This is a genomic window from Stenotrophomonas sp. YJH_SMC_32 (genome assembly GCF_059369975.1).
This window is the reverse complement of record NZ_JCAFTE010000007.1, coordinates 49,853-76,749: the sequence shown is the minus strand read 5'-3', so window position 1 is coordinate 76,749 and position 26,897 is coordinate 49,853. Positions and strand designations below refer to the sequence as shown.

Annotated in this window: 18 protein-coding genes; 10 read left to right on the top strand and 8 right to left on the bottom strand. The window is 66.3% G+C overall.

The window, feature by feature from the left end:
- The first annotated feature begins 102 nt into the window (after nucleotides 1-102).
- Both AC5P7S_RS11240 and cueR read left to right on the top strand, forming a co-directional pair.
- Nucleotides 103-2,604 carry a heavy metal translocating P-type ATPase gene (locus AC5P7S_RS11240; RefSeq protein WP_262232898.1) on the top strand — a complete coding sequence of 834 codons (2,502 nt, stop codon included), beginning with the start codon at nucleotides 103-105 and terminating at the stop codon, nucleotides 2,602-2,604.
- A gap of 11 nt (nucleotides 2,605-2,615) precedes the next feature.
- Nucleotides 2,616-3,071, top strand: a complete 456-nt coding sequence (gene cueR / locus AC5P7S_RS11235; protein ID WP_065177589.1) for a Cu(I)-responsive transcriptional regulator — start codon at nucleotides 2,616-2,618, stop codon at nucleotides 3,069-3,071.
- Nucleotides 3,072-3,151: 80 nt separating this feature from the next.
- On the opposite strand, the gene AC5P7S_RS11230 is transcribed toward cueR, so the two are convergent.
- Both AC5P7S_RS11230 and AC5P7S_RS11225 read right to left on the bottom strand, forming a co-directional pair.
- Nucleotides 3,152-3,346 carry a heavy-metal-associated domain-containing protein gene (locus AC5P7S_RS11230; protein WP_095377675.1) on the bottom strand — a complete coding sequence of 65 codons (195 nt, stop codon included), beginning with the start codon at nucleotides 3,344-3,346 and terminating at the stop codon, nucleotides 3,152-3,154.
- A gap of 187 nt (nucleotides 3,347-3,533) precedes the next feature.
- Nucleotides 3,534-6,608 carry a TonB-dependent receptor gene (locus AC5P7S_RS11225; protein WP_053500459.1) on the bottom strand — a complete coding sequence of 1,025 codons (3,075 nt, stop codon included), beginning with the start codon at nucleotides 6,606-6,608 and terminating at the stop codon, nucleotides 3,534-3,536.
- Between the two features lie 1,083 nt (nucleotides 6,609-7,691).
- Here AC5P7S_RS11225 and AC5P7S_RS11220 point away from each other — a divergent pair.
- From AC5P7S_RS11220 to AC5P7S_RS11195, 6 genes are all read left to right on the top strand, one after another.
- The gene (locus AC5P7S_RS11220) at nucleotides 7,692-10,157 is read left to right on the top strand and encodes a GH92 family glycosyl hydrolase (RefSeq protein WP_069138655.1); all 2,466 of its coding nucleotides are present in this window, start codon (nucleotides 7,692-7,694) and stop codon (nucleotides 10,155-10,157) included.
- Between the two features lie 96 nt (nucleotides 10,158-10,253).
- On the top strand, nucleotides 10,254-11,303 hold the full coding sequence (locus AC5P7S_RS11215; RefSeq protein WP_005416345.1) for a LacI family DNA-binding transcriptional regulator: 1,050 nt from the start codon (nucleotides 10,254-10,256) through the stop codon (nucleotides 11,301-11,303).
- 60 nt (nucleotides 11,304-11,363) lie between these two features.
- Nucleotides 11,364-12,677 carry an L-fucose:H+ symporter permease gene (gene fucP, locus AC5P7S_RS11210; RefSeq protein ID WP_005416346.1) on the top strand — a complete coding sequence of 438 codons (1,314 nt, stop codon included), beginning with the start codon at nucleotides 11,364-11,366 and terminating at the stop codon, nucleotides 12,675-12,677.
- 7 nt (nucleotides 12,678-12,684) lie between these two features.
- Nucleotides 12,685-13,680, top strand: a complete 996-nt coding sequence (locus AC5P7S_RS11205) for a carbohydrate kinase family protein (RefSeq protein ID WP_095377673.1) — start codon at nucleotides 12,685-12,687, stop codon at nucleotides 13,678-13,680.
- Entirely contained in the window at nucleotides 13,677-14,903 is a 1,227-nt protein-coding gene (locus AC5P7S_RS11200; protein WP_005416348.1) for an AGE family epimerase/isomerase, read from the top strand. The genes AC5P7S_RS11205 and AC5P7S_RS11200 overlap by 4 nt, the downstream gene beginning before the upstream one ends.
- A 90-nt stretch (nucleotides 14,904-14,993) precedes the next feature.
- Nucleotides 14,994-17,612: a beta-mannosidase gene (locus AC5P7S_RS11195; protein WP_095377672.1), complete on the top strand. Its 2,619-nt coding sequence runs from the start codon at nucleotides 14,994-14,996 to the stop codon at nucleotides 17,610-17,612.
- A gap of 123 nt (nucleotides 17,613-17,735) precedes the next feature.
- On the opposite strand, the gene mtnC is transcribed toward AC5P7S_RS11195, so the two are convergent.
- The 5 genes from mtnC to AC5P7S_RS11170 form a co-directional block, all read right to left on the bottom strand.
- Nucleotides 17,736-18,431: an acireductone synthase gene (gene mtnC / locus AC5P7S_RS11190; protein ID WP_005416350.1), complete on the bottom strand. Its 696-nt coding sequence runs from the start codon at nucleotides 18,429-18,431 to the stop codon at nucleotides 17,736-17,738.
- A gap of 3 nt (nucleotides 18,432-18,434) precedes the next feature.
- Entirely contained in the window at nucleotides 18,435-18,992 is a 558-nt protein-coding gene (locus AC5P7S_RS11185) for a 1,2-dihydroxy-3-keto-5-methylthiopentene dioxygenase (RefSeq protein WP_049402829.1), read from the bottom strand.
- 92 nt (nucleotides 18,993-19,084) lie between these two features.
- The gene (locus AC5P7S_RS11180) at nucleotides 19,085-19,726 is read right to left on the bottom strand and encodes a methylthioribulose 1-phosphate dehydratase (protein ID WP_005416352.1); all 642 of its coding nucleotides are present in this window, start codon (nucleotides 19,724-19,726) and stop codon (nucleotides 19,085-19,087) included.
- Between the two features lie 555 nt (nucleotides 19,727-20,281).
- On the bottom strand, nucleotides 20,282-21,709 hold the full coding sequence (locus tag AC5P7S_RS11175) for an amino acid permease (RefSeq protein ID WP_095378800.1): 1,428 nt from the start codon (nucleotides 21,707-21,709) through the stop codon (nucleotides 20,282-20,284).
- Between the two features lie 83 nt (nucleotides 21,710-21,792).
- Nucleotides 21,793-23,268, bottom strand: coding sequence for an amino acid permease (locus AC5P7S_RS11170; protein WP_005416354.1), 1,476 nt, complete (start codon nucleotides 23,266-23,268; stop codon nucleotides 21,793-21,795).
- A gap of 132 nt (nucleotides 23,269-23,400) precedes the next feature.
- Here AC5P7S_RS11170 and AC5P7S_RS11165 point away from each other — a divergent pair, with 132 nt between their 5' ends.
- Complete coding sequence (locus tag AC5P7S_RS11165) at nucleotides 23,401-24,015, top strand: NUDIX hydrolase (protein WP_095378802.1); 615 nt, start codon at nucleotides 23,401-23,403, stop codon at nucleotides 24,013-24,015.
- A gap of 68 nt (nucleotides 24,016-24,083) precedes the next feature.
- Here the strand turns inward: AC5P7S_RS11165 and serA are convergent, their stop codons facing one another.
- Entirely contained in the window at nucleotides 24,084-25,325 is a 1,242-nt protein-coding gene (serA, locus tag AC5P7S_RS11160) for a phosphoglycerate dehydrogenase (protein WP_005416356.1), read from the bottom strand.
- 169 nt (nucleotides 25,326-25,494) lie between these two features.
- Between serA and AC5P7S_RS11155 the strand changes: the two genes are divergently transcribed.
- A complete protein-coding gene (locus AC5P7S_RS11155) occupies nucleotides 25,495-26,883 on the top strand; it encodes an FAD-binding oxidoreductase (protein WP_005416357.1) in 1,389 nt (462 codons plus the stop codon).
- Nucleotides 26,884-26,897: the final 14 nt, after the last annotated feature.

Genomic DNA, 26,897 nt, shown 5'->3' with positions numbered 1-26,897 from the left:
GGGCGGCGCCCCCTTCAGGCATGCGGACAGGCTGGATTTGACCTTCCCACGATGGCAAGGTTTAGCCTGTCCGCATCCAGAAGGAAACCCGGGAATCCGATCATGAGCACGCCGCGCGCCGCTGCCGCCCCCGCCAGCCCCTCCACCATCAGCCTGCCCATCGAGGGCATGACCTGCGCCAGCTGCGTAGGCCGGGTCGAGGCAGCACTGTCCAAGGTCGAGGGCGTGGGCAGTGTCTCGGTGAACCTGGCCACCGAGCGGGCGGATATTCGTCCGTCGGGCCCGGTGGATCGCGCGGCGCTTGTCCAGGCAGTGGAGCGGGTGGGCTATGACGTGCCCGCAGCGACCACCGAACTGGCGGTTGAAGGCATGACCTGCGCTTCCTGCGTGGGCCGTGTCGAACGCGCGCTGTTGGCCGTGCCCGGCGTCAGCCAGGCCAGCGTCAACCTGGCCACCGAGCGCGCCACGGTGCGTGGCATGGCGGACGTGGCTGCGCTGGTCGCCGCGATCGACAAGGCCGGCTATGACGCACGTGTGATCGAGGCGGGTGTGCAGTCCGATGACCAGGCTGCGGAAAAGAAGGATGCCGAGCGCGCCGAACTGAAGCGCGACCTGATCGTGGCGGCCGCGCTGGCACTGCCGGTGTTCGTACTGGAAATGGGCTCGCACCTGATTCCCGGCATGCACGCATGGGTGATGTCCACCCTCGGCATGCAGGCCAGCTGGTACCTGCAGTTCGTGCTGACCGCGCTGGTGCTGGCCATTCCGGGCCGCCGTTTCTACCAGAAGGGGTTCCCGGCGCTGCTGCGGTTGGCGCCGGACATGAATTCGCTGGTGGCGGTGGGCACCGCCGCGGCGTTCGGCTATTCGGTGGTAGCGACCTTTGCACCGCGGCTGCTGCCGCCGGGCACGGTGAACGTCTACTACGAAGCGGCGGCGGTGATCGTCGCGCTGATCCTGCTCGGCCGCTTCCTGGAGGCCCGGGCCAAGGGCCGCACCTCTGAAGCGATCAAGCGCCTGGTCAACCTGCAGGCCAAGGTGGCCCATGTGATCCGTGACGGCCGCGCGGTCGACATCCCGATCAATGAAGTGCAGAGCGGCGACCTGGTGGAAGTGCGCCCGGGTGAGCGCGTGCCGGTGGATGGCGAGGTGGTTGAAGGCCGCAGCTACATCGATGAATCGATGATCAGCGGCGAGCCGATTCCGGTCGAGAAGCTGCCGGGCAGCAGCGTGGTGGGTGGCACGGTCAACCAGAAGGGCGCACTGACGGTGCGGGCCACGGCCGTGGGCGCGCAGACCCTGCTGGCGCAGATCATCCGCATGGTCGAACAGGCGCAGGGCTCGAAGCTGCCGATCCAGGCGGTGGTCGACAAGGTCACGTTGTGGTTCGTGCCGGCGGTGATGCTGGCCGCGCTGGCGACCTTCGCGGTCTGGTTGATCTTCGGTCCATCGCCGGCACTGAGCTTCGCACTGGTCAATGCGGTGGCGGTGCTGATCATTGCCTGCCCGTGCGCGATGGGCCTGGCCACGCCGACCTCGATCATGGTCGGAACCGGTCGTGGCGCCGAAATGGGCGTGCTGTTCCGCAAGGGCGAAGCACTGCAGCTGCTGAAGGACGCGCAGGTGGTGGCGGTGGACAAGACCGGCACGCTCACCGAAGGCCGCCCGCGCCTGACCGACCTGGAGATTGCTGCCGGCTTCGATCGCAACAGGGTTCTGGCGGCAGTGGCCGCGGTGGAGTCGCGCTCGGAGCATCCCATCGCCCGCGCGATTGTTGATGCCGCGACCGGGCAGGGCATCGCGTTGCCGGGCATGGTCGACTTCGAATCGGTCACCGGCATGGGCGTGCGGGCCAGTGTCGAGGGTGCACGCGTGGAGGTCGGTGCCGATCGCTTCATGCGCGACCTGGGCGTGGACATCACTGCATTCGCAGCATTGGCGGCGGAACTCGGCACGCAGGGCAAGTCGCCGCTGTATGCCGCCATCGACGGTCGCCTGGCCGCGATCATCGCGATATCCGATCCGATCAAGCCGAGCACCCCGGCAGCGATCGCGGCACTGCATCGGTTGGGCCTGAAGGTGGCGATGATCACCGGCGACAACGCCGGGACCGCGCAGGCGATCGCGCGTCAGCTCGGCATCGATGAAGTGGTGGCCGAGGTGCTGCCGGAAGGCAAGGTCGAGGCAGTGCGCCGGCTGAAGGCCACGCACGGCCACGTCGCCTTCGTTGGTGACGGCATCAACGATGCGCCAGCACTGGCCGAGGCCGATGTCGGCCTGGCCATCGGCACCGGCACCGATATCGCGGTGGAATCGGCCGACGTGGTGCTGATGTCGGGCAACCTGCAGGGCGTACCGAACGCCATTGCGCTATCGAAGGCGACGTTGGGCAACATCCGGCAGAACCTGTTCTGGGCCTTCGCCTACAACACCGCGTTGATTCCGGTGGCCGCCGGCGTGCTGTACCCGGCCTGGGGCGTGCTGCTGTCGCCGGTGTTCGCGGCCGGTGCGATGGCACTGTCCAGTGTGTTCGTGCTGGGCAACGCACTGCGCCTGCGCCGCTTCCAGCCGCCAATGGCGGATGCCGCCGTTGCGACCCACTGAAGGAGAATCGCATGAATATCGGTGACGCCGCCAAGGCCTCCAGCGTGTCGGCGAAAATGATCCGCTACTACGAACAGATCGGCCTGATTCCTGCGGCGGATAGAACGGAGTCGGGCTATCGGGCGTATTCGCAGGCCGACATCCATCGCCTGCGCTTCATCCGCCGCGCGCGCGATCTCGGCTTCCAGGTGGCCGAGATCGGCGACCTGCTGGGCCTGTGGAACGACACGTCGCGCCACAGTGCCGACGTCAAGCAGCTGGCCGAGCAGCATATCGCCGACCTGGAACAGCGCATCGAGCACATGCGGCAGATGGCCGACACGCTGAAATCGCTGATCCGCTGCTGTGCCGGCGATGAGCGCCCGGAATGCCCGATCCTGCAGCGGCTGGGTGAAGACGATGAGGCTCCGCTGCCGGTGGAAGCGGCCAAGACCGGCGCGGTGCGCCGCCGCGCACGCAAGCACTGAGTTTTCATGTTCGCATGCACTGAAAAGCCCGCCCAGTGACAGTGCAGGGGGCGGGCTCCGCTGTGGCAGAAAGCAGGGGATCAGGCAGTGCGCGGCGGGAACCCCGCATCGTTCAGCGCGGCGAACAGCTGCTCCTGTGATGCGGTGGTCTGCACCTTGACCAGGCCGGTCGGCGGATCGGCCACCACACTGGCGCTGGGATCGATCTGCTGGATCGCGCGGGTCACGCTGCGCGCGCAGCCGCCGCAGGTCATGCCGTCAACATGGAATTCCATCTGTAGCTCCTTCGGTGCTCGTGAGGTGAAACCAGTGTGCACCTTCCAACGATGGCAGGGTCAAGCAGGTGGCTGAACGGCGGTGCAGGCAAATGAAAACGGCAGCCGCCTGTACCAGCGCGGCTGCCGTGGAGGACCATTCCCGCCGGGGCGGGCAAGACTGCGCCGGGCCAGGCCCGGCGCTGCCTCAGAACTTCCAGTTCACGCCGAAATACAGCTGGCGCCCGGCGTACAGATTGGACAGCAGGCGGGCCTGGCTGTCGTTGCCGATGTAGCTGCGCAGCTCGGACTTGGTGGCGTTCAGTACGGCCGCGGTCACCGTCCAGTCCGGGGTGAGGTTGTAGGCCACGTTCAGGTCAAGCTGGCTGTAAGGCTTGGTGTAGGTGGTCATGCCATTGTTCAGGCCGCCGACCACTTCACCACGACGGTTGTACGAGGCGCGCGCCAGGAACTTGTCGTTCTCGTAGAACACCGTAACGTTGGCCTGGTTCTTGGCACTGCCGACCAGCGGCGAGGAGCCGATTTCCTCGCCATCCAGCACGATCGAGGCCAGGTTGGTGTCGTTGTAGGTGTAGTTGGCCTGCACGCCCAGTCCGAAGTCGAACGTGTACTGGCCATACAGTTCCACGCCCTGCGACACGCCATCGCGGCCATTGGCCTGGGTCTCGTACTTCTGCACGGTGACCGACTGCCCGCCGACGTTCATCTGCTGGTCGCGCACCACCGGCACGGTGAAGTTATCCACGTTCTTGCGGAACAGCGAAACACCTGCGACCGCGCCCGGCTTGAAGTACCACTCCAGGCCCAGGTCGAACTGGACCGCCTTGAACGGTTCCAGCGCCTTGTTGCTGCCCGAGCCGTACCAGCCGGGCGTGTCGGTGCCGCCGGTGACGCGGCGGTCGTTGGCGTACTCTTCGCTGATGTAGCGCAGGCCACCGGGATAGGCGATGCTGGTGTAGCTCGGGCGCGCGACCACCTTCGACGCCGCGCCACGCAGCACCAGGTTGTCGGTGATGTCCCAGGCAATGTTGAAGCTGGGCAGCACGTCGGTATAGGTCTTTTCCAGCGACGACAGGGCATACACCTTGTCGCGCACCTGCGGGTCGGGCAGGCGGACGAAGCCACCCTGGCAGCGCAGGTTCGGGTCGGCGGCCGGATCATCGCAGCTCATCGGCGCGCCGCTGGCGTTGTCGACGAAATAGTCGTTGAAGCGCTCGACCGAATCGCTGGACTGGGCGAACTGCTTGGTCCGCACCACGCGCACGCCGATGTTGCCGCGTACCCGCTCAGTGCGGAAGTTGGCCTGGAAGTAGCCGGAATAAATCTTCTCGTTGACGTCGTAGACGAAGTCTTCTTCGGTGCGGTTGTGCGAGCCACCGTAGGTCTTGTTCAGGTAGTCGATGTAGGCCGGGTAGTTGATGCCCGGGAACACGTTGGCGTTGAACGCGCCGGTGATGTTGCTGATCGGGTTGGACAGGAAGAAGCCCGGCTGCGCATCGCCTGCGGTCGGATCGCAACCGGCCTGGTAGCGGTTGTTGTCATAGTCGGACGGATCCAGGCCCGGGCACACCCAATAGGTGTTGCCGGTGTTGCGGTGGACCTTGCCATCGCGGTACTTGGCGCCGAACTGGATCGAATCCAGCCAGCCGGCCTCGAACAGCTTGGTGACGTCGGCCTGGAAGTAGTTCTGCTTGACCTCGGTCTGCATCCACGACGAATCGGTCGAGCCGGTATCGACTTCGGCCACGCCCGCCATCAACTGCTGCTGCAGGTCCGGCGAGAACTGCACCGACGGCGTGCCGGTCAGGTCCCAGGCGGTGTACTGGTTGCCGGACTGCCACTGGTTGCCAACCTTGCGGCGCGGCTTGGCCGACATGCGGAAATTCATCGACGGACCACCTTCGGACCAGGTGCGGCCGCCAGTGAACGAGGCCTTCCACAGCGGGCTGATATCCCAGTCGATGGTCAGGTCGGCGGTCTGCGACAGTGCCTTTTCCTTGCTGTATCCACCGGTGAGCTGCGGAGTGGGGATGGTGCAGTCGTCCGGGCCCCAGCCACCGGGTTCCAGGCCGGCTGCCGCTGCTTCTTCCTCACTGCAGTAATAGGTCTTTCCGGCCAGCTTCTGGTACTGCGCACCCGTGACGATGCTGCCACTCGGGTCGAAATCCAGGCCGTTGAGCAGGCGGCCGCCGGCCCAGTTGCCGTCCTGGTTGTAGCGGGCCAGGTTCCACTCCGGCACCTTCAGCATGTTCTGGGTGTAGTCACCCTGCAGCTCGAAGCGGAAGTAGTTCGCGGTCATCGTGACGTTGTCGACCGGCTTGAACTGGAAGGTCAGCTGGCCGCCCTTGCGCTCGCGCTTTTCTTCCTTCACCGCGAAGTTCACCGAGGTCGGCATGAAGAATTCGCTGTAGTTCTTGCCAGCCTGGTTGTTGAAGCCGGACTGGCCCCACCAGTAGTGGATGCCATCCTGCTCCAGCAGGTTGCCGTTGGCATCGCGGGCCGTGGTGCCATTGCCGTACCACTGGTAGTCCTCGGTGCTGGCTTCCATGGTGCGGGTGGTGCGCTTCTGCTGGGTCACGCCGACGAGGACGCCGAAGCGCTCATCCTTGCTGTGCCACGAGTACAGCGCGGACGCCTGCGGATCGACATCGTGGCTGGTATCGGAGGTGGTGCCCTCCAGGTTCACGTAGCCGGAGTTGGATTCCATGTCCAGCGGGCGGCGGGTATGCAGGATGACCGTGCCGCCGATGCCGCCTTCGTCGATGCGTGCTTCCGGCGACTTGAACAGCTCCGCGCTGGACAACATGTTCGATGGCAGCAGGGTGTAGTTGAAGGAGCGCGTCGCTTCGTTGTTGGTCTCTGACGAGGCGACGAAGTTGCCGTTCAACTGGGTCAGGGTCAGGTCCGGCGCGAGGCCGCGCACACTGACACTCTTGCCTTCGCCACCGCTGCGGGTGATGACCACGCCGGGCACGCGCTGCAGTGCGTCGGCCACGTTCTTGTCGGGGAACTTGCCGACGTCCTCGGCGGTGATCACCTCGACCACCGCGTTGGCGTCGCGCTTCTGCTCGAGGCTCTTTTCAATGGCGTAGCGGTAGCCGGTGACCTGGACGCTGTCCAGGGTGGTGGCGTCCTGCGAGCCGGTGGAAGCGGCCTGTTGCGCGGCGGCGCCACCCGGAATGACGGCGGCGGCCAAGGCCAGCGCGATGGCCAACGACAATGCGTCCTGGCCATGCGTACGTGTTGAATGCTTCATTCCCATCTCTCCCTCTCTCATGGATTGATCCGGTGACGTGGCACGGACAACTTGAATCGATCTAATTTGAAGTGACTTTGTCGCTGTCGCCAAGCAACTGCCAGTGGCGCCGCGCGCGTGGCCTGGTACGTCCTGTTGCTGCTCCCCCAACTCCCGGCCATCGCAGCGTCGTCTTGGATCGATCTAAGCGATGGGCGGGCGATTTTTAGCACGGGTCGCCCGCAGGCGCATGCTGCTGCGCAATATGGTACTGGCGTGGCGAAGGGATGACGGTTTGCTGAAATCAGTGAAATCGTTTTCGTGCGCAGGGGAGGGGGAGTTGGCAGGGCTGCGCCCTGCACCTGCGGTAGTGCCGGCCGCTGGCCGGCAACAGCCAAAGCCAAAGCCAAAGCCAAAGCCAAGGCGGCTCTGGGTTGTCTGTGGCTTGGCGGGGCGGTGTCGGATTGCGGGGACGCCGTAAACCCGTCCATGGGGGCTTGGCCGCGGCATCCATGCCGCGGACACCCCGCAATCCGACACCGCCCCACCTTCGACAGTTTCCCGGTGACGGTTGGATTGTCCTGGCGACGGAATGTGGAACGGCATGGGGTCAGATCCGTTTTCCGTTGGAAAACGGATCTGACCCCGATTGATTTCGTTATCCGACAGAGATTCATCCACGCATGGCGTGGATCCACAGATCGCGGGAAATCTGTCGAAGGCGGGGTGGGTCCGGTTGCGGGGGTGTCCGCGGCATGGATGCCGCGGCCAAGCCCCCAGGGATGGGTTTACGGCGTCCCCCGCAACCGGACCCACCCCGACTCCCCACAGGAAACCGGCTTCTGCTGTTGCTTCTGCTGTTGCGGTTGCTGTTGCTCCAGCTCGTAGCAGGTGCAGGGCGCAGCCCTGCCGAACACCCCATCTCATGCTGCGCCGCAGAATGCATTCGGCTGAACCTGCATGCTCTACTTGAATCGATCTAAATTCACGGTCTGGTGGGTCGGGCGTCATTCCAGGGGGAGCTCTCTGCAGGTCAGGGCAGGGCTCAGCGGAACGGTGCCGGACGGCCCCGGCCGTCTGCCTCCGCGTCATCGACTACAGGAACCCGACATGCGTCCAGTGCCGTCCGCTCCCGCCGTCCCATTGTCTTCGCGCCCGCTGGTGCGCCTGGCCTGCCTGCTCGCGCTGTCGTCAGTGCCGGTGCTGCTGCAGGCCGCACCGGCCGCGCTGGAACGCGAGGTCAATACCTTCATCGGCAGCAAGGACGACGGCAATACGTTCCCGGGCGCGTCGGCGCCGTTCGGCCTGATCCAGGTCAGCCCGATCGGCAGCCACTATTCGGGCTGGCGCTACGACGACGAGAAGATCCGTGGCTTCGGTCATTCGTTCATTTCCGGCGCCGGCTGCTGGGAGCAGGGTGGCCAGGTGTCGGTGCTGCCGGTGACCGGTTCGATCGGTCCTGGCGGCGATTTCGATACCGGCAATGCCAAGCAGTTCGACCACAAGGCCTACGCATCGACCTACACCCACGATGGCGAGGTCGGCCAGGCTGGCTACTACAAGGTGCGCCTGACCAGCTACGGCGGCATCGATGCGGAAGCCACCGCGCGCACCCGTGCCGCCGCCGAGCGCTACACCTTCAGCCAGCGCAGCGGCGATGGCCACGTGCTCGTCAATGTCGGCCAGGCCAACGAGCGCCATTCGGTGATCGGCAGCGTGGTCGATGTGGTCGGCGATCGTGTGGTGGAAGGCAAACTGGTCACCAAGAGCTTCTGTGGCGGCCACCAGTACACCACCTGGTTCCGCATCGAGTTTGACCGTCCGTTCAAGGCGCATGGCACCTGGGGTGAGGGCGGTGGCCTGCCGGGCGCGCGCCACAGCATGGAAGGCGAGCAGAAGCCGAACGGCGCCTGGCTCAGCTTCGACCTGGCCAAGGGCCAGTCGGTGACGGCGGTCAGCGCGATCTCGCACGTGGATGCCGAAGGCGCGCGCACCAACCTGCGCGCAGAAGGCATGCAGAATGGGGTGCTGCTCGGCTTCGACCGCATGCGTGCGCTGTCCCAGCAGTCCTGGCGCGAGCAGCTGGGCCGGGTGCGTGTTCAGGGCGGCACTGCCGACGACCGCGCGGTGTTCTACAGCGCGGTCTATCACGCACTGCTGCAGCCGATGACCGGCAACGACGCCGACGGCCGCTACCGCGGTTATGACGACGGTATCCACCGCGCCGATGGCTGGACGTATTACGAGTACTTCTCGCTGTGGGATACCTACCGCGCGCAGAACCAGTGGCTGGCGCTGACCCGCCCGGACGTGGCGCGCGACATCGGTCGTACCCTGCTGGCGATCGACGAACAGGTCGGTTGGCTGCCGCGCTGGGGTTATGCCAACTTCGAGACCAACATCATGACCGGCGATCCGGTCACGCCGTTCATGGTCGACCTGTGGCGCTTCGGCGCGCTCAAGGGCCGTGAATCGCAGGCCTGGGATGCACTGCGCCGCAATGCCTTCGGCACGCCGCCACTGAACTCGCGCATGGCCGGACGCTCCGGCAACCCGACCTACCTGGACAAGGGCTATGTGGCCTACGACCGCGCGTTCCCGTCCAAGGGCATGGATGTCGATCCACACCATGGTGGTTCGGCCACGCTGGAATATGCGTTGGCCGACTGCGCGCTCTCGCAGATGGCCGATGGCCTGGGCCATGCGCAGGATGCGGCGACGCTGCGTGAGCGTGGCCGCAACTGGCGCAAGGTGTGGGACCCGCAGGTGCGGGATGCCGAGACGGGTTTCACCGGCTTCCCGCGCCCGCGCACCGAGGATGGCCAGTGGTACACGCCGGCCGATGGCCACTACAGCCCGCGTTCGCACCACGGTTTCCATGAGGGCACGGCGTGGCAGTATCAGTGGCTGGCGCAGCAGGACGTGCCGGGCCTGGTCGAAGCGATGGACGGCCGCGAACAGGCCGGTCGCCGCCTGGATGCGTTCTTCGCGATGGACGCGCTGCAGGCCGATCCGCTCAATGCCGCCCGCAAGGCGTGGGTGGTGGGGCCGTACAGCTACTACAACCAGTTCCGCTACAACCCGAACAACGAGCCGGACCTGCACTCGCCGTGGCTGTACACGCTGATCGGCCAGCCGTGGAAGACCGCCGCCGTGGTGCGTGCCGCGCAGCAGTTGTTCACCAATGCCCCCAATGGCGTGACCGGCAACGATGACCTCGGCACGATGTCGGCCTGGTACCTGTTCAGCGCCATCGGCGTGTACCCGGCGGTGCCGGGCAGCGGCCAGTTCCTGCTGCACACGCCGCGCTTCAGCAAGGTCGAAGTGGATATGGGCAATGGCCGAACCCTGCGCATCGACGCGCCGGGTGCCGATGGCCGCCGCCTGCAATACGTGCAGGGTGTGCGGGTCGACGGCCAGGCGCATGCACCAGTGTGGCTGGACTGGGACCGCCTGCAGCAGGGCCCGCGCCTGCAGTTCGCGCTCGACGCGAAGGCGCCGGAGCAGGGCTGGGGCACCGCGGTGAAGGACCTGCCGGTGTCCTGGTGCGCGGCACCGGGCAGCCAGCTGCGCTGAGCCGGACTGTGCCGTTCGCGCTGACCCAGCGAACGGCACGGCACGACACGGCCCTGATCCATTAGGCTTGAGCCTCCAGCGGAGTCCGGGAAGACGATGAACGACAACGGCAACAGTCCCAGCAAGCGCGCCGGCAAGGCGGTGACGGTGACCGACATCGCGCGCGCGATCGGCGTGTCACGGGCAACCGTGTCGCTGGTGCTGCGTGGCAGCCCGCTGGTCAACGTCGATACCCGCGCCAAGGTCGAGGCCGAACTGCGCCGCCAGCGTTACGTCTACAACCGCGCGGCGGCCAACCTGCGCCGTCGTACCTCGTCGAGCATCGCGCTGGTGATCAACGATCTCTCCAACCCGTTCTTCGCCGAGTTCGCATCGGGTGTGGACGAGGCGTTGGGCGGGCGTGGCTACGTGACCCTGCTCGGCAGCACGGGTGAATCGCCGGAGCGGCAGCAGGCGGTGCTGTCCACGCTGATGGAGCACACCCCGGCCGGCCTGATCCTGTCGCCGGCCGAGGGCAGCGATACCGCACAGCTGCGGCAGGCACTGGGTGCCAATGCCAACGTGCTGCTGTTCAACCGCGAACTGGCCGGGGCCGACTGGGACTTCCTGACCCTGGACAACCAGCACGGCGCCTATCTGGCCACGCGCCACCTGATCGAGCGCGGCCACCGCCAGATCGCGTTCTTCGGGGGCCACGCCGCATCCAGTTCCTGCCATCAGCGCCGCGCGGGTTTCCAGCAGGCGCTGGCCGAGGCCGGTCTTTCGCTGCCGCCGGGCTGGATGATCGAGTCGGCCCCGAACCGCCTGGAAGCGGCAGCGCGCACCGACGAACTCTTCGCCGACGGTCATCGGCCGAGTGCGGCGGTCTGCTACAACGACACCGTCGCGCTGGGCCTGATGCTGGGCTTGAACTCGCGCGGCATCCGTCCGGGCGGCGATTTCGCCGTCACCGGCTTCGATGATATTTCCGAGGCGGCGGTGGCCGTACCGCCGTTGACCACGCTCACCGCCGACCCGCGCGAGCGTGGCCGCCAGGCTGCGGCGCTGCTGCTGCAGCGGCTGGACGAACCCGACGCGCCGCCTCGGCGCACGGTCGCGCCGGTGCAGTTGCGCATCCGCGAAAGCAGTGCCGCACGACCGAACTGATTCCTTCCGCATACCCCTTCCACGCAACAACGACCTTCCGCGCATCGAGGCGCGTACCGCATGCCGATCTCCGCAACGCCCCGTCCATCGGGTTCTTCGGGCAACGCACCCGCCGTCACCAACGGCAAGGCGTTGGCTGTCGTGACCACGATCTTCTTCATGTGGGGCTTCCTGACCTGCCTCAATGACATCCTGATCCCGCACCTGAAGGCGGTGTTCGAACTGAACTACGCCAAGGCGATGCTGGTGCAGTTCACCTTCTTCGGTACTTACTTCCTGATGTCGCTGCCGGCGGGCCGCCTGGTGGCAGCGCTGGGCTACAAGAAGGGCATCGTGGCTGGACTGGTGATCGCCGGCATTGGCGCGCTGGGCTTCTGGCCGGCGGCCGAACTGCGCGTGTACGGCGCCTTCCTCGGTGCGTTGTTCGTACTGGCCACGGGCATTACCGTGCTGCAGGTCGCCGCCAACCCGTACGTCGCGCTGCTGGGCCCGGAACAGACCAGTTCCAGCCGCCTGACCCTGGCGCAGGCGCTGAACTCGCTGGGCACGGCCATCGCGCCGATCTTCGGCGGCATGCTGATCCTGTCCAACACGGTCAAGAGCGCTGACGACATCGCGGCGCTGCCGGCCGCCGAGCAGCTGGCCTACCGTGCCGCCGAGGCGCAGGCCGTGCAGGGACCGTACGTGGGCCTGGCCGTGGCGCTGGTGCTGCTGGCGCTGTTCGTGTTCCTGTTCCGCCTGCCGGCGCTGAGCGACGCCACCGAGCAGGCCGATCAGGGCCACCACCACAGCTACCTGGATGCGCTGCGCAAGCGCCACCTGCTGCTGGGCGTGCTGGGCATCTTCTTCTACGTCGGCGCTGAGGTGTCGATCGGCAGCTTCCTGGTCAACTACCTGTCGATGCCCAACATCGGTGGCTTCAGCGAACAGGAAGCCACGCACTACGTGTCGGCCTACTGGACGATGGCGATGATCGGCCGCTTCGCGGGCTCAGCGCTGCTGGCGCGCTTCTCGCCCAGCCGCCTGCTGGCGATCTTCGCGCTGGTCAACGTGGCGCTGCTGGTCACGACCATGCTGAGCTCCGGCAACATCGCGCTGTACTCGGTGGTGGCGATCGGCCTGTTCAACTCGATCATGTTCCCGACCATCTTCGCGCTGAGCATCGAGCGCCTGGGGCCGCTGACCAACAAGGGCTCCAGCCTGCTGATCATGGCCATCGTCGGCGGTGCCGTGGTGCCGTACCTGCAGGGCGTCCTGGCCGACCACATCGGTGTGCAGGCCAGCTTCATCCTGCCGCTGCTGTGCTACGGCTACATCATTTTCTACGGACTGGTCGGCGCGCGTACGCCGGCCTCCGCAACGCAGGGAGGCTGAGTCCGGAATGGGTGCCATCGTTTGCTTCGGCGAAATTTTGATCGATCTACTAGCGCAGCCGCCGGCCTCGGCCGACACGCCGCGCGCCTTCCTGCAGTACGCCGGTGGTGCACCGGCCAACGTTGCCGTTGCGGCCGCACGGTTGGGTGCGAAGACGCAGTTCGTCGGCACGCTGGGCCGCGACATGTTCGGCGACTTCCTGGCCGACAGCCTGGTCGAGCACGGCGTGGGCACGGATTACATCGTGCGTACCGATGCGGCCAAGACCGCACTGGCCTTCGTCGCACTGGATGCCAGCGGCGAGCGCAGCTTCAGCTTCTATCGCCCGCCGGCAGCCGACCTGCTGTTCCGTGACAGCGACTTCCAGGCGGCGTGCTTCGACAGCGCACAGTGCTTCCATGTCTGTTCCAACAGCCTGACCGAAGCGGCCATCGCCGAGGCGACCTTCGCCGGCATGGATCGCGCGCGTGCGGCTGGTGCGGTGGTCAGCCTCGACCTCAATCTGCGTCCGGCGCTGTGGCCGGCGAACGAGGACCCGACACCGCGCCTGTGGCAGGCGCTGGAACGCGCCGACCTGGTCAAGCTGTCGCGCGAGGAACTGGACTACCTGGCCGCGCGGCTGGGTGCCGATGGCGAGGCAGCGGTACTGCGGCGCCTGCTCGCTGCGCGCGCGCGCTGGGTGATCGTCACCGACGGTGCGGCCACGCTGCACTGGTACACGCGCGACAACCACGGCACGGTCACAAGCTTCCGCGTGGCTACCGTCGACACCACGGCGGCTGGCGATGCTTTCGTCGGTGGCGTGCTGGTTGGGCTGCTGGAGCGCGGCGGCGCCGGTGCCGGTTTTGCCGCCTTCTGCCAGGACCCGGAGGCGATCACCGCCACGCTGCGCTTCGGTGCTGCGGTCGGTGCGCTGGCTGTTACCCGCAAGGGCGCGTTCGCCGCGATGCCCTCGCTCGATGAAGTGCAGCAGCTGCTGCAGGCCCAGGACATTACCGCATGAGCACCTCCCCCGACTTCCGTTCGCCCGCGTTCCTGCGCGCGCATATCGCCGACACGATGGCGTTCTACCACCCGCGCTGCATCGACCCGAACGGTGGCTTCTTCCACTACTTCCGTGACGACGGCAGCATCTACGACGCCAACCATCGCCATCTGGTGAGCAGCACGCGTTTCGTCTTCAACTACGCGATGGCCTACCGCGAATTCGGCAACGCCGAGTACCGTGAGGCGGTCGAGCACGGCGTGCGCTACCTGCGCGAGGTGCACCGCAACCCGGCCACCGGCGGTTACGCCTGGACCCTGCGCGACGGCAAGGTCGAGGACGACATGAACCACTGCTACGGCGTGGCGTTCGTGCTGTTGGCCTACAGCTGCGCACTGAAGGCCGGTCTCGAACAGGCCCGCGCATGGATGGACGAGACCTGGCAGCTGCTGGAAGCGCGCTTCTGGGAGCCCCAGCACGGCCTCTACAAGGACGAAGCCGATGGGCAGTGGAACTTCACCGGCTACCGTGGCCAGAACGCCAACATGCACATGTGCGAGGCGATGCTGGCCGCCTTCGAGGCCAGCGGCGAACAGCGCTATGTGGAGCGCGCGCTGCAGCTGGCCGACAACATGACCCGTCGCCAGGCCGCCAAGGCCGGTGGCCTGGTGTGGGAGCACTACGATTCCAACTGGGAGATCGACTGGGACTACAACCTGGACGACCCCAAGCACCTGTTCCGCCCGTGGGGCTTCCAGCCGGGCCACCAGACCGAATGGGCCAAGCTGTTGTTGATCCTGGACCGCCATGTGCAGGTCGACTGGCTGGTGCCGACCGCGCAGCACCTGTTCGACGTGGCCGTGGCGCGCAGCTGGGACGAGACGCGGGGTGGCCTGTACTACGGTTTCGCGCCGGAGTCGCGCCGGCAGCCGGGCATGGATGGCGCCCCGATCGGTGGCGACAGTTTCGTCTGCGACGACGACAAGTATTTCTGGGTGCAGGCGGAGACGCTTGCGACCGCCGCACTGATGGCCAAGCGTACCGGCGATGACCGCTATTGGCAGTGGTACGAGCGTATCTGGGCGTATTCGTGGGAACACTTCGTCGATCACCGGTACGGCGCCTGGTTCCGCATCCTCGATGCCGACAATCGCAAGTACAGCGACGAGAAGAGCCCGGCCGGCAAGGTGGATTACCACACCATGGGTGCGTGCTACGAAGTGTTGAACGTGGTGCGTTGAGGTTGGCGCGCCGGGCATGGCCCGGCGCTGCCGTGAACTGGACTTGCAGATAGCGCCGGACCATGCCCGGCGGAAAGACAGGAGCATCCCGTGCATCGCCTTCCCCTCGTTGTCCGCCTGCTCCTGCTGCTGATCGCGGCGTCCGCCTTCCCGGTCGCTGCCACGCCGCTGCAGGCACAGTGGGAGTTCCGTATGCTGCCCGGCGACGCGCAGGGCGCCGCTCATCCAGGTCTGCAGCAATGGCGGGCGGCGACGGTGCCGGGCAGCGTGCACACCGACCTGCTGGCTCACGAACTGATCCGTGATCCGTATGTCGGCGCACCAGAGGCCGAACTGCAATGGATTGGCCTGGCCGCCTGGGAGTACCGCGCCCGCTTCGACGTGGATGCGGCGACGCTGGCCAAGCCCAATGCCGAGCTGCGCTTCGACGGTCTGGATACCTACGCCGACGTCAGCCTCAACGGCAAGCCGCTGCTGCGCGCGGACAACGCGCACCGGACCTGGCGCGCGCGCGTGAATGGGCGCCTGCGGGCCAGGGACAATGAACTGCAGATCGTGTTCCGTTCGCCTATCCGCACCCTGCTGCCGGGCGTGCAGGCAATGCCGCACAAGATCGCTGGCAACTACCCGTCGCCGTATGGCGATGAGCCGAAGGACGCGATGGTCGGCAACTTCGTGCGCAAGCCGGCCTACCACTTTGGCTGGGACTGGGGGCCTCGCTATGTCACCGCCGGCGTCTGGCGCGGGGTTGACCTGCAGGCCTGGGAGGCTCACCGCCTGACCGATCTTGCGGTGCGTACAGATGCATTGAGCGCGGAGCAGGCGAAGCTGGCCGTGCTGCTGCAAGTGGAGCAGGGCGCGGCGGCGGGCTCGGCCGTGGTGAATGTGGATGTGCGCGATCCGCAGGGCCGCAACGTGGCCCAGGTGCAGCGCACGGTGCTGCTGAAGCCCGGCCAGAACAGCATCGAGGTTCCGGTTGAACTGGCCGATCCAAGGCGCTGGTGGCCAGTCGGCCACGGCGCGCAGGACCGCTACACGGTGCAGGCCCGCCTGGACCAAGGTGGCACGCCGGAGCTGGCGCGCGAGCAGCGCATCGGGCTGCGCACGGTCGAACTGCGCCGCGAGGAAGACCGCAAGGGCGGGCAGGGCTTTGCCTTCGTCATCAACGGCGTGGAGATCTTCGCCAAGGGCGCCAACGTCATTCCGTTCGATGCCTTTCCCGCTCGCGTCGATGCCGCACGCCTGCGCCAAGTGCTGACGGCCGCGCGCGACGCCAACATGAACATGCTGCGCAACTGGGGCGGTGGCTACTACGAGGACGACGCGTTCTTCGACATCGCCGACGAACTGGGCCTGCTGGTCTGGCAGGACTTCATGTTCGGCGGCGGCATGCAGCCGGGCTACGATCCGGCGTTTCGTGCCAACGTGGTGGCCGAAGCACGCGACAACGTGCGCCGTCTGCGCCATCACCCCAGCATCGTGCTGTGGTGTGGCAACAACGAGGAAGAAACCGCATGGAAGGACTGGGGCCACGGCCGCGACCTGAAGGCGGCCAACCCGGCATTTGCGGCGAAGGTCTGGCAGGGCTACGTCGACCTGTTCGGCAACGACCTGCGCCAAGTAGTGGGCGAGGAGGGGCTGGGTGTGCCGTACTGGTCCAGCTCACCGAGCAACGACCTTGTCGAGAAGGCCAACGATTCAACGCGTGGCGACAAGCACTACTGGCAGGTCTGGGGTAATCCGGCGTTGCCGGTGCAGGCCTACCTGCGCGAGACGCCGCGCTTCATGTCCGAGTACGGGCTGCAGGCGTGGCCGTCGGTGGCGACAGTGGACCAGATCGCCACCCGCGCCGAACAGCGCATCGACAGCCCGGTGATCCGCGCGCACCAGAAATTCATGGCCGGCGAGGGCAACAGCCGCCTGCTGCACTACATCGAACTGGGTTACGGCACGCCGAAGGACTTCGAGGACTTCGTCTATCTCAGCCAAGTGATGCAGGCCGATGGCATCGCACTGGCGGCGCTGCATCATCGCGCCTCGCGGCCATACACGATGGGTTCGCTGTACTGGCAGCTCAACGATGTCTGGCCCGGCGCCTCGTGGTCCAGCGTGGACTATTTCGGCCGCTGGAAGGCGCTGCACTTCGCCGCGCGGCGTTTCTTCGCGCCAGTGACGGTGGCAGCGCTGCGCGACGAGGGCAGCACGCGGGTGCGCCTGATCAATGATGGCGCCTCACTGGAAGCGCGCTGGCGTCTGCGGGTGATGGACGTGGAGGGGAAGGTGCTGCGTCGTCGCGAGGAAACGGTGACGTTGGTGGCGGCGGGTGTCACCTCGATGGGCGATTTCAGCGATGCAGAGCTGCTGGCCGGTGCCGACCCCACGCGTACGGTGGCGGTGTTCGAGTTGCTGCAGCACGGCGACGTGAGCGCGCGGCAGGTGGTCGGTTTCGTTGAGGCCAAGGACCAGCTGTTGCCGCGGCAGAAACTCAAGGCCACGTTGTCCATCGAAGGGGACCACTATCGTCTGCGGCTGGAAAGCGCGGCGTACGTGCGCGCGGCGTGGATCGACTTCGGCGCGCTGGATGTGCAGGTCGAAGACAACCTGCTGGACCTGCTGCCGGGCGAAACACGTGATATCGCGGTGCGCGGCCCGGTGGATCTGGTTACCCTGCGCGAAGCGCTGAAGGTGAAGACCCTCAACGACCGTTGAGGGGTTTCCCGCTTTGGTAGGTGCCAACCTTGGTTGGCACACCAGCAGCATGCCAACCAAGGTTGGCACCTACCAGAAGCGGAGCCGGGTAGGTGCGGACCGTTGGTCCGCACACCTTTCTTTTTACAGTTGGATCTGCTGGAAATTCTCGACCCGTTCGTGGCCGTTGGCGGCCTGGCCGGTACGCGGCATCGGGTAATCATCCAGGCGATCGATCAGGCGGGTCTGCAACCCGGCTTCGCGGGCGGCATCCAGTTCTTCCACCACATCAGACAGGAACAGGATCTCGCCGGCCGGTACGCCGATGGCCTGCACGATGCGGCGGTAGCTGTCGGCCTCGCGCTTGCCGCCGACTTCGGTATCGAACCAGCCCGACACCAGCGGGCTGAGGTCGCCGGCGTCGCTGAAACCGAAGAACAGCTTCTGCGCCGGCACCGAACCGGAGGAGTACACGTACAGCGGCAGGCCGGAAGCGTGCCAGCCCTTCAGCACCGGCGCCACTTCCGGGTAGAAGTGCGCGGTGTAGTCGCCACGGCGGTATCCTTCGTCCCAGATCAGCCCCTGCAGCGCCTTCAGGGCGGTGTGCTTGCGGTCCTGGTCGATCCAGCCCTGCAGCGTCTCGGCCACCAGATTGTCCTGGCAGGCACCGCCGATCTCGGTAGCCACCGCGTCCAGCCAGCGGCGGACTTCAGGCTGCTGGCCATGCTCGGCGACAAACGCGGGCAACGCCTTGCGCGCATAGGGGAACAGCACGTTCTTGACGAACGAGATGCTGCTGGTGGTGCCTTCGATGTCGGTCAGGATGACGCGGGCTTGCATGGATCAGGACGCCTGGGTGGGTACGTAACGAGGGAACTTCTGCGCGATGTCGGTGCCGGTGAAATGGCCGACCCAGCCGTCCGGCTCGGTGAAGAAGCGGATCGCCACGAAGCTGGGTTCCTCGCCCATGTCGAACCAGTGGGTGGTGCCATCGGGCACGGCGATCAGGTCGTCCTTCACGCACTCGATCTCATAGACCTTGTCACCCACGTGCAGGGTGAACAGGCCGGAGCCGGCGACGAAAAAGCGCACCTCGTCTTCCTTGTGGAAGTGCTCGTCGAGGAACTTTTTCCGAAGCTCGGCGCGGTTCGGGTTGTCCGGGGCGATCGAGGCCACGTCCACGCTCTTGAAACCGCGCTCGGCCACCAGGCGGTCGATGTCGGCGCGGTACGCGGCGAACACTTCCTCCTGGCTGGCGCCCGGTGCGACCGGCGCGGTGGCCTGCCAGCGCTCGAAGGTGACGCCGATCTTCTGCAGCTCGGCAGCGATGACCGCGCCGTCCTGGGTGTCCAGCAGCGGCGATTCGGGGCGGATGTCGTCGTAGATGCGCAGTCGGCTCATGGCGGCAGCTTGAACGTCTCGGGGGGAGGACAGGGTAGCAGGGTGGGCGCAGGATGCAGATTCCGGATCGGCATCTGCACCTGTGCGCCGGTTCAGCCGCGCAGCCTGCGCAGTTCCAGTTCGCAGTGGAACAGGAATTCGAAGGCTTCGAGGTGACGGCGCGCCTCGGCCATGTCGCGGCCCCAGGCGTACAGGCCGTGGCCATCGATCAGATAGCCCCACAGGTTCTGCCGGTCGAGCAGGTCATCGACCTGCTTCGACAGCACGTTCATGTCCTGGGTGTTGGCGAATACCGGCACATCGATGGCCATTTCATGGGTACTGTTGCCGGCGAAGGCCTTCAACAGCTCGTAGCCTTCCAGGCGGACATGACCCTGCGGCGCGTACAGGCGCGAGGCGATGGTCTGCACCGGCGAGTGCGTATGCAGCACGCAGCCGACGTCCGGGAAGCGGCGGTACAACTGGGTGTGCAGCAGGGTCTCGGCGGACGGGCGCAGCGGACGGCCGACGGCCTGGCCGTCGAAGTCCACCACCATGATGTCGTCCTCGATCAGGCGGCCCTTGTCCTTGCCGGACACCGTGATCGCGGCGTGGCGATCGTCCAGGCGGTGGGAGAAGTTGCTGCTGGTGGCCGGGGTCCAGCCGGCGTGGGCCAGTTCGCGGACGTTGTCGATCAGCAGCTGGGCCAGTTCGCTCAGGCGCGCGGTGTCGTAGGGGAAGGTGGGGGCGTTCATGCCGGCGATTTTACTGGATTCGGCCAACGGCTGAGCCCCTCGTGGCTGGTCGTATAGAGCGGTTCATGGGCGGGGCGGGGCAGGTGGGCCGTGCAGGGGACGCTGCAAGTACGTCCCTGTAAGCTCGATGGCGCCATCCATGGCGCCAGCGCCCCTACACGGCCCACCCGCCCCGCCTCTGACAGGTTCCGGTGTACGGCCGGCCACGGAGTGAAGAAGGAAAAGCGAAAAGCGGGTCGCGGCGCTGCGCTTGCTCGGAGCCGAGCATGGCTCGGCTCTACAACAGATCCGTCCCGATACATTCGTTTCCGGGAACGCTTCATCCACGCATGGCGTGGATCTACTGGACGCGCAAGTGGACTGTCCGAGGTGGGGCGGGTTGGGTTCGCGGGGGTGTCCGCGGCATGGATGCCGCGGCCAAGCCCCCAGGGACGGGTTAACGGCGTCCCCCGCGAACCCAACCCGCCCCGCCAAACCCTCAACCCAGCTGTTGCCGTTGCCGTTGCTCCGGCTTAAAAGGCTGGTGCAGGGCCGCAGGCCCTGCAATGCAAAACCTTACCTACCCCGCAGGCGGCTGTGCCTGAAGCCGTAGCAGAAATAGATCACGAAACCGACGAAGGTCCAGACGCCCATCAGCATCCAGTTGTGCATCGTCATCGCCGACAGCAGGGCAAGGCAACTCAGCACGCCCAGGCTGCAGATCAGCCAGGCCATCGGCATGCGGAACGGGCGCGGCAGGTCCGGCTGGGTGCGGCGCAGGATCAGCACGCCGGCACACACCGCCGCGAACGCGATCAGCGTGCCCATCGAGGTCAGTTCGCCAAGGATGTCCAGTGGGAACAGCGCCGCCAGCAGCGCGATGCCGATGCCGGTGATCACCGTGTTGATGTGCGGGGTGCGGTACTTCGGGTGGATCCTGGTGAACACCGGCGGCAGCAGGCCGTCGCGCCCCATGATCATGAAGATGCGCGGCTGGCCGATGATCATCACCAGTACCACCGAGGACAGGCCGACCAGCGCGCCGACCTCGACCACCCAGCGCAGCCAACCCAGCTGCGGATGCGCGGCCACCGCGGTCACCACCGGTTCGTCGGTGCCCAGCAGCTGGAACGGCACCAGGCCGGTCATCACCGCGGCCATCGCGATGTAGAGCACGGTGCAGACCACCAGCGACAGCATCATGCCGATCGGCATGTCGCGCTGCGGGTTCTTGGATTCCTGCGCCGCCACCGAGACCGCCTCGAAGCCGATGTAGGCGAAGAACACCATCGCCGCGCCACGCAGCACGCCTTCCATGCCGTACTTGCCGGGGCCTTCGTTGGCGGGGATGAACGGCGTCCAGTTGCTGGTGTCCACGTACTTCCAGCCGACCACGATGACCAGCAGGATGAGGCCGGTCTTGAGCACGACCATCGCCATGTTCATTGCCGATGACTTGCTGATGCCGACGTAGCACAGCCAGGTCAGCAGCAGTACCAGCGCAGCGGCCGGCAGGTTGGCGATAGCACCGGTGGGGCGCAGCTGTGCGTCCAGTGGCGCACTGACCAGCGCCGCTGGCAGATGGATGTCGAACTGGCTGAGCAGGCTGAGGAAGTAGCCGGTCCAGCTGACCGCCACCGCCGACGCAGAGACGCCGTATTCGAGCACCAGCATCCAGCCGATGAACCAGGCCGACAGTTCGCCGAAGGTGGCGTAGGTATAGGTATAGGCGCTGCCGGAAACCGGCACCATCGAGGCGAACTCGGCGTAGGCCAGCGCGCAGAAGGCGCAGCAGATGGCGGCCAGCACGAACGACAGCATGATCGCGGGGCCGGCGTGATTGGCGGCGGCCTGGCCGGTGATGACGAAGATGCCGCCGCCGATCACGGCACCGATGCCGAGGGCGGTCAGGCCCCAGGGGCCGAGGTGGCGGCGCAGGCTCAGGCCGTTGGCGTCTTCATGGGCGGCATGCGGGTGCTTGGTGGCCCACAGTTGCTTGAACATGTGTGGTGGTCTTGTCGAAGCGCGCCGTGTCTGGCGCGCGGGGGAAAACGGACGGGCCGGCACAGGGCCGGCCCGTAGGCGGATCAGGGTGACTTGGCCAGCTTGCTGTTGCGCATGCCATAGCCGAGATAGATCAGCATGCCCAGCACGGTCCAGCCGACGAACAGGTGCCAGTGCACCACGAACGCCTGCCAGAACAGGAACAGGCAGGCCGCAGCGCCAAGCGGGCAGATGATCCACACCGCCGGCACGCGGAACGGGCGGTGGATCTCCGGCTTGGTATAGCGCAGCACCAGCACGCCGATGCAGACCGTGGCGAAGGCCAACAGGGTGCCCATCGACACCAGTTCGCCCAGCACGTTCAGCGGCACCAGGCCGGCCAGTGCGGCGGCGATCACGCCGACCACGATCGTGGCCCAATAGGGGGTGCGGAAACGAGCGTGGACCTTGCCGAAGAACTTCGGCAGCAGGCCGTCGCGGGAAATGGTGTAGGCGATGCGGGTCTGGCCCATCATCATCACCAGCACCACCGAGGACAGGCCGGCGATGGCGCCGATCTCGACCAGGGTCTTCAGCCAGGACAGGGTCGGGTAGGGCTCCAGCGCGGTGGCCACCGGCTTGTCGGTGCCCAGCAGGTGGTACGGCATCATGCCGGTCAGCACCGCGCAGACGATGATGTAGACGATGGTGCACACGGCCAGCGAGCCGAGCAGGCCGATCGGCATGTTGCGCTGGGGATCCTTGGTTTCGCCGGCGGCGGTGGAAACCGCGTCGAAGCCGATGTAGGCGAAGAACACGATGGTGGCCGCGCGGAAGATGCCGCTCCAGCCGAACTCACCCGGCACGCCGGTGTTTTCCGGAATGAAGGGCTGCCAGTTGGCCGGATCGATGTGGGCCGCGCCGATGCCGATGAACAGGCAGATGACGGTGACCTTGATCGCCACGATGATGGCGTTGACGAACGCCGACTGGGTCACGCCCACGTACAGCAGGCCGGACACCGCCGCCACGATCAGCACCGCCGGCAGGTTGAACAGCTTGCCGGAAGAGACGAACTCGCTGCCGGTCCAGGCGATGGGCGCGGCGCTGAGCAGGTCCGGGAAGGGCATGTGCAGCGTGGTGGTGATGAAGCTGATCAGGTAGGCCGACCAACCCACCGCGACCGACGCCGAGGCGAACAGGTACTCCAGCACCAGGCACCAGCCGATGAACCAGGCCATGCCCTCGCCGAGGGTGGCGTAGGAGTAGGAGTAGGCACTGCCGGAGACCGGCATCATCGCCGCGAACTCGGCGTAGCACAGGCCCGCCAGGGCACAGGCGAAACCGGCCAGCACGAAGGACAGCATCACCGCCGGGCCGGCGTGGTTGGCCGCGGCCTGGCCGGTCAGCACGAAGATACCAGCGCCGATCACCGCACCCACGCCCAGCAGGATGAGGTGTTTAGCCGTGAGGGTCCGTTTCAACGTGGCTTCGCCGTCCAGGCTGCCTTCGATGGGTTCGCCGGCATCGACGTGCCCGGCCGGCTGGACCGGCTTGACCCTCAACAGAGCTTTCAGCATGCAGTACTTCCTAATGATCGGATGGGGTGGGCCGCCGATACGTTGCCGGCAACCTTGAATGGTGAAGGCCGTGCGAACGGCCCGCTGTACCTTAGCCAAAGCTGAAGCCAACGCACAAGCGCAATCGCAACAATGAACGGCGATAATGAGCAGTATTTTTCCGAACCGCCCCCATTCATGCGCCAGACCGCCGAAACCCTTGCCGTGCTTGACGATCGCCTGCGCGGCCTGTTGCGGGACTATGCCCGCCGCGAGCCCTCCCACGACGCACTGGCTGCCGAATTCGGCACATTGCTGGACGATCCAGAAGATCCGTTCCGTCGCGAACGGCTGGCCGGGCATTTCACCGCCAGCTGCTGGCTGGTCAGTGCCGACGGCCAGCGCCTGCTGCTCACCCATCACGGAAAGCTGCAGCGCTGGCTGCAGCTGGGCGGTCACGCCGACGGCGACCGTGATCTGGCGCAGGTGGCGCTGAAGGAAGCCGAGGAGGAGTCCGGGCTGAGCGGCCTGGTACTGGAAGACCCGGCCATCTTCGATCTGGACAAGCATTGGATTCCGGAGCGCAAGGACGTGCCGGGGCACTGGCACTACGACGTGCGTTTCGTGATCCGGGCGCTGGGTGGCGAGGCCTTCGTGCTCAGCGAGGAATCGCTGGACCTGGCCTGGCGGCCGGTGACCGAAGTCGCGGCCGACCCCGAATCGGATGAATCCATGCAGCGCATGGCGCGCCGCTGGCTGGCACGTTGAAAAAAGGGGACGGAGGGGATTAAGTCGTTAATGCATAAACGACTTAATCCCCTCCGTCCCCTTTTTACCTAGTACAGGATGCGCGTCCGCAGCGTGCCCGGAATCGCGGCCAGCTCGTCGCGCACGGCGGCGGCCTGTGCCTCGCTGGCGGTGATGTCGATCACCACGTAGCCCACCTTCGGGTCGGTACGCAGGAACTGGCCGTCGATGTTGACGTTGTGGCGCGAGAAGATCTCGTTGACCCTGGACAGCACGCCCGGCACGTTCTGGTGGATGTGCAGCAGGCGCAGGCTGTCTTCGTGTTCGGGCAGGGTCACTTCCGGGAAGTTGACCGCCGACAGGGTGCTGCCGTTGTCGCTGTAGCGCACCAGCTTGGCTGCCACTTCCACGCCGATGTTGTCCTGCGCTTCCAGCGTGCTGCCGCCCACGTGCGGGGTCAGGATCACGTTGTCGTGGCGGGTCAGCGGCGACTCGAAGATATCGCCGTTGCCCTTCGGTTCGACCGGGAACACGTCCAGTGCGGCACCGCCGACGTGGCCGCTGGCCAGCGCAGCATCCAGCGCATCGATGTCGACCACGGTGCCGCGCGCGGCGTTGATCAGGTGCGCACCCTTGCGCATCTTCGCCAGCTCGGTGCTGCCGATCATCCACTGCGTGGCCGGCGTCTCCGGCACGTGCAGGGTGACGATGTCGGCGCGCGCCAGCAGGTCGTCCAGGCTGGCCGCGGCACGCGCATTGCCCAGCGCCAGCTTGGTTTCCACGTCGTGGAAGATCACCTGCATGCCCAGCGATTCGGCCAGCACGCCGACCTGGGTGCCGATGTGGCCATAACCGATGATGCCCAGCGTCTTGCCACGCACTTCATGGCTGCCGCTGGCCGACTTCGACCAGCCGCCGCGATGGCATTCGGCGTTCTTCTGCGGGATGCCGCGGGTCAGCATGATCGCCTCGGCGATCACCAGCTCGGCCACGCTGCGGGTATTGGAATAGGGCGCATTGAACACCGGGATGCCGGCCAGTTCGGCCGCATCCAGGTCGACCTGGTTGGTGCCGATGCAGAAGCAGCCCACCGCGATCAGGCGCTTCGCCTCGGCCAGCACCTCGGCGCTGAGCTGGGTGCGCGAACGGATGCCGACAATATGTGCCTCGGCGATGCGCGCCTTCAATTCGTCCTCGGGCAGCGCCTTGGTGTGTGCCTCGATCTGGCTGTAGCCGGCGGCGCTGAACACCTCCACGGCGGTCTGGCTGACCCCCTCCAGCAACAGCACGCGGATATCCTGCTTCGGGAACGAGGTCTTCTTCGGCGACATGGGGCAACACGGCCAGTGGGACAGGGGCCAACCACTATGCCAGATCACGGCGCTCATGGTGCAGTGCGCAATTGGTTGCATCCGTAGCTATCTGCCTGTCTGCAGGGCTGGACGCTGGCGCGTGCCGCTGGCACGCTTGCCCGTTCTTCACGCCCCGCGCTGGACCGTCATGACCGATTCCCGCATTGCCTCGCTGCAGCAGGCCTGTCCCGGCCTGAAGCTGAAGACCGACCCGGCCGACCTGGAGCATTACGGGCGCGACTGGACCCGGCGCTGGACGCCGGCGCCGCTGGCGATCGCACTGCCGGCCACGGTCGAGGAGGTACAGGCGGTGATGCGCTGGAGTGCCGCCGAGGGCGTGGCGGTGGTGCCGTCGGGCGGCCGCACCGGCCTCTCGGGTGGCGCGGTGGCGGCCAACGGCGAGCTGGTGCTCAGCCTGGAGAGGATGAACAGGGCGCTGGACTACGACGCGGTCGATCGCACACTGGTGGTGCAGGCCGGCATGCCGCTGGAGGCCGTGCACAACGCCGCGCTGGACCACGGCCTGATCTACCCGGTGGATTTCGCCGCGCGCGGCTCGTGCACGATCGGCGGCAACATTGCCACCAATGCCGGCGGCATCCGAGTGATCCGCTACGGCAACACCCGCGAGTGGATCGCCGGGCTGAAGGTGGTCACCGCCAGTGGCGAACTGCTCGAGCTCAACAAGGGCCTGATCAAGAACTCCAGCGGCTATGACTTCCGCCAGCTGCTGATTGGTTCGGAAGGTACGTTGGGGGTGATCGTCGAGGCGACGGTGAAGCTGACCGATCCGCCGCCGGCCAGCAACGTGATGCTGCTGGCCGTACCCAGCTTCGAAGTGCTGATGCAGGTGTTCGCCGCGTTCCGCGCGCGCCTGCAGCTGCAGGCCTTCGAGTTCTTCACCGACCGCGCGCTGGAGCATGTGCTGGCGCACGGCGCGCAGGCGCCGTTCGACGAGGTGCACCCGTACTACGTGGTCACCGAGTTCGCCGCCAACGACGAAGCGCAGGAAGCGGCGGCGATGGCGGCCTTCGAGGACTGCATGGGCAACGGCTGGGTCAGCGACGGGGTGATCAGTGCCAGCGACGCCCAGGCCGCCCAGCTGTGGCGCCTGCGCGAAGGCATCACCGAATCGCTGGCGCGCTACAAACCCTACAAGAACGACGTCTCGGTACGGATCTCGGCGATGCCGGCGTTCCTGGCAGAGACCCAGGCACTGATCGGGCAAGCCTACCCGCACTTCGACGTGGTCTGGTTCGGCCACATCGGCGACGGCAACCTGCACATCAACGTGCTCAAGCCCGACGACACCAGTGACGCCGATTTCGTGGCGCAGTGCGAGCACGTCACCAAGCTGCTGGCGCAGGTGCTGGCGCGTTTCGATGGCAGCATCTCGGCCGAGCATGGCATCGGCCTGGTCAAGAAGGGCTACCTGGACAGCACCCGCGGCCCGGCCGAAATCGCGCTGATGAAGGCGGTCAAACGCGCGTTCGATCCTCAAGCGCGGCTGAATCCCGGCAAGCTGTTCGACGCCTGAGCCGGGCAAATCCT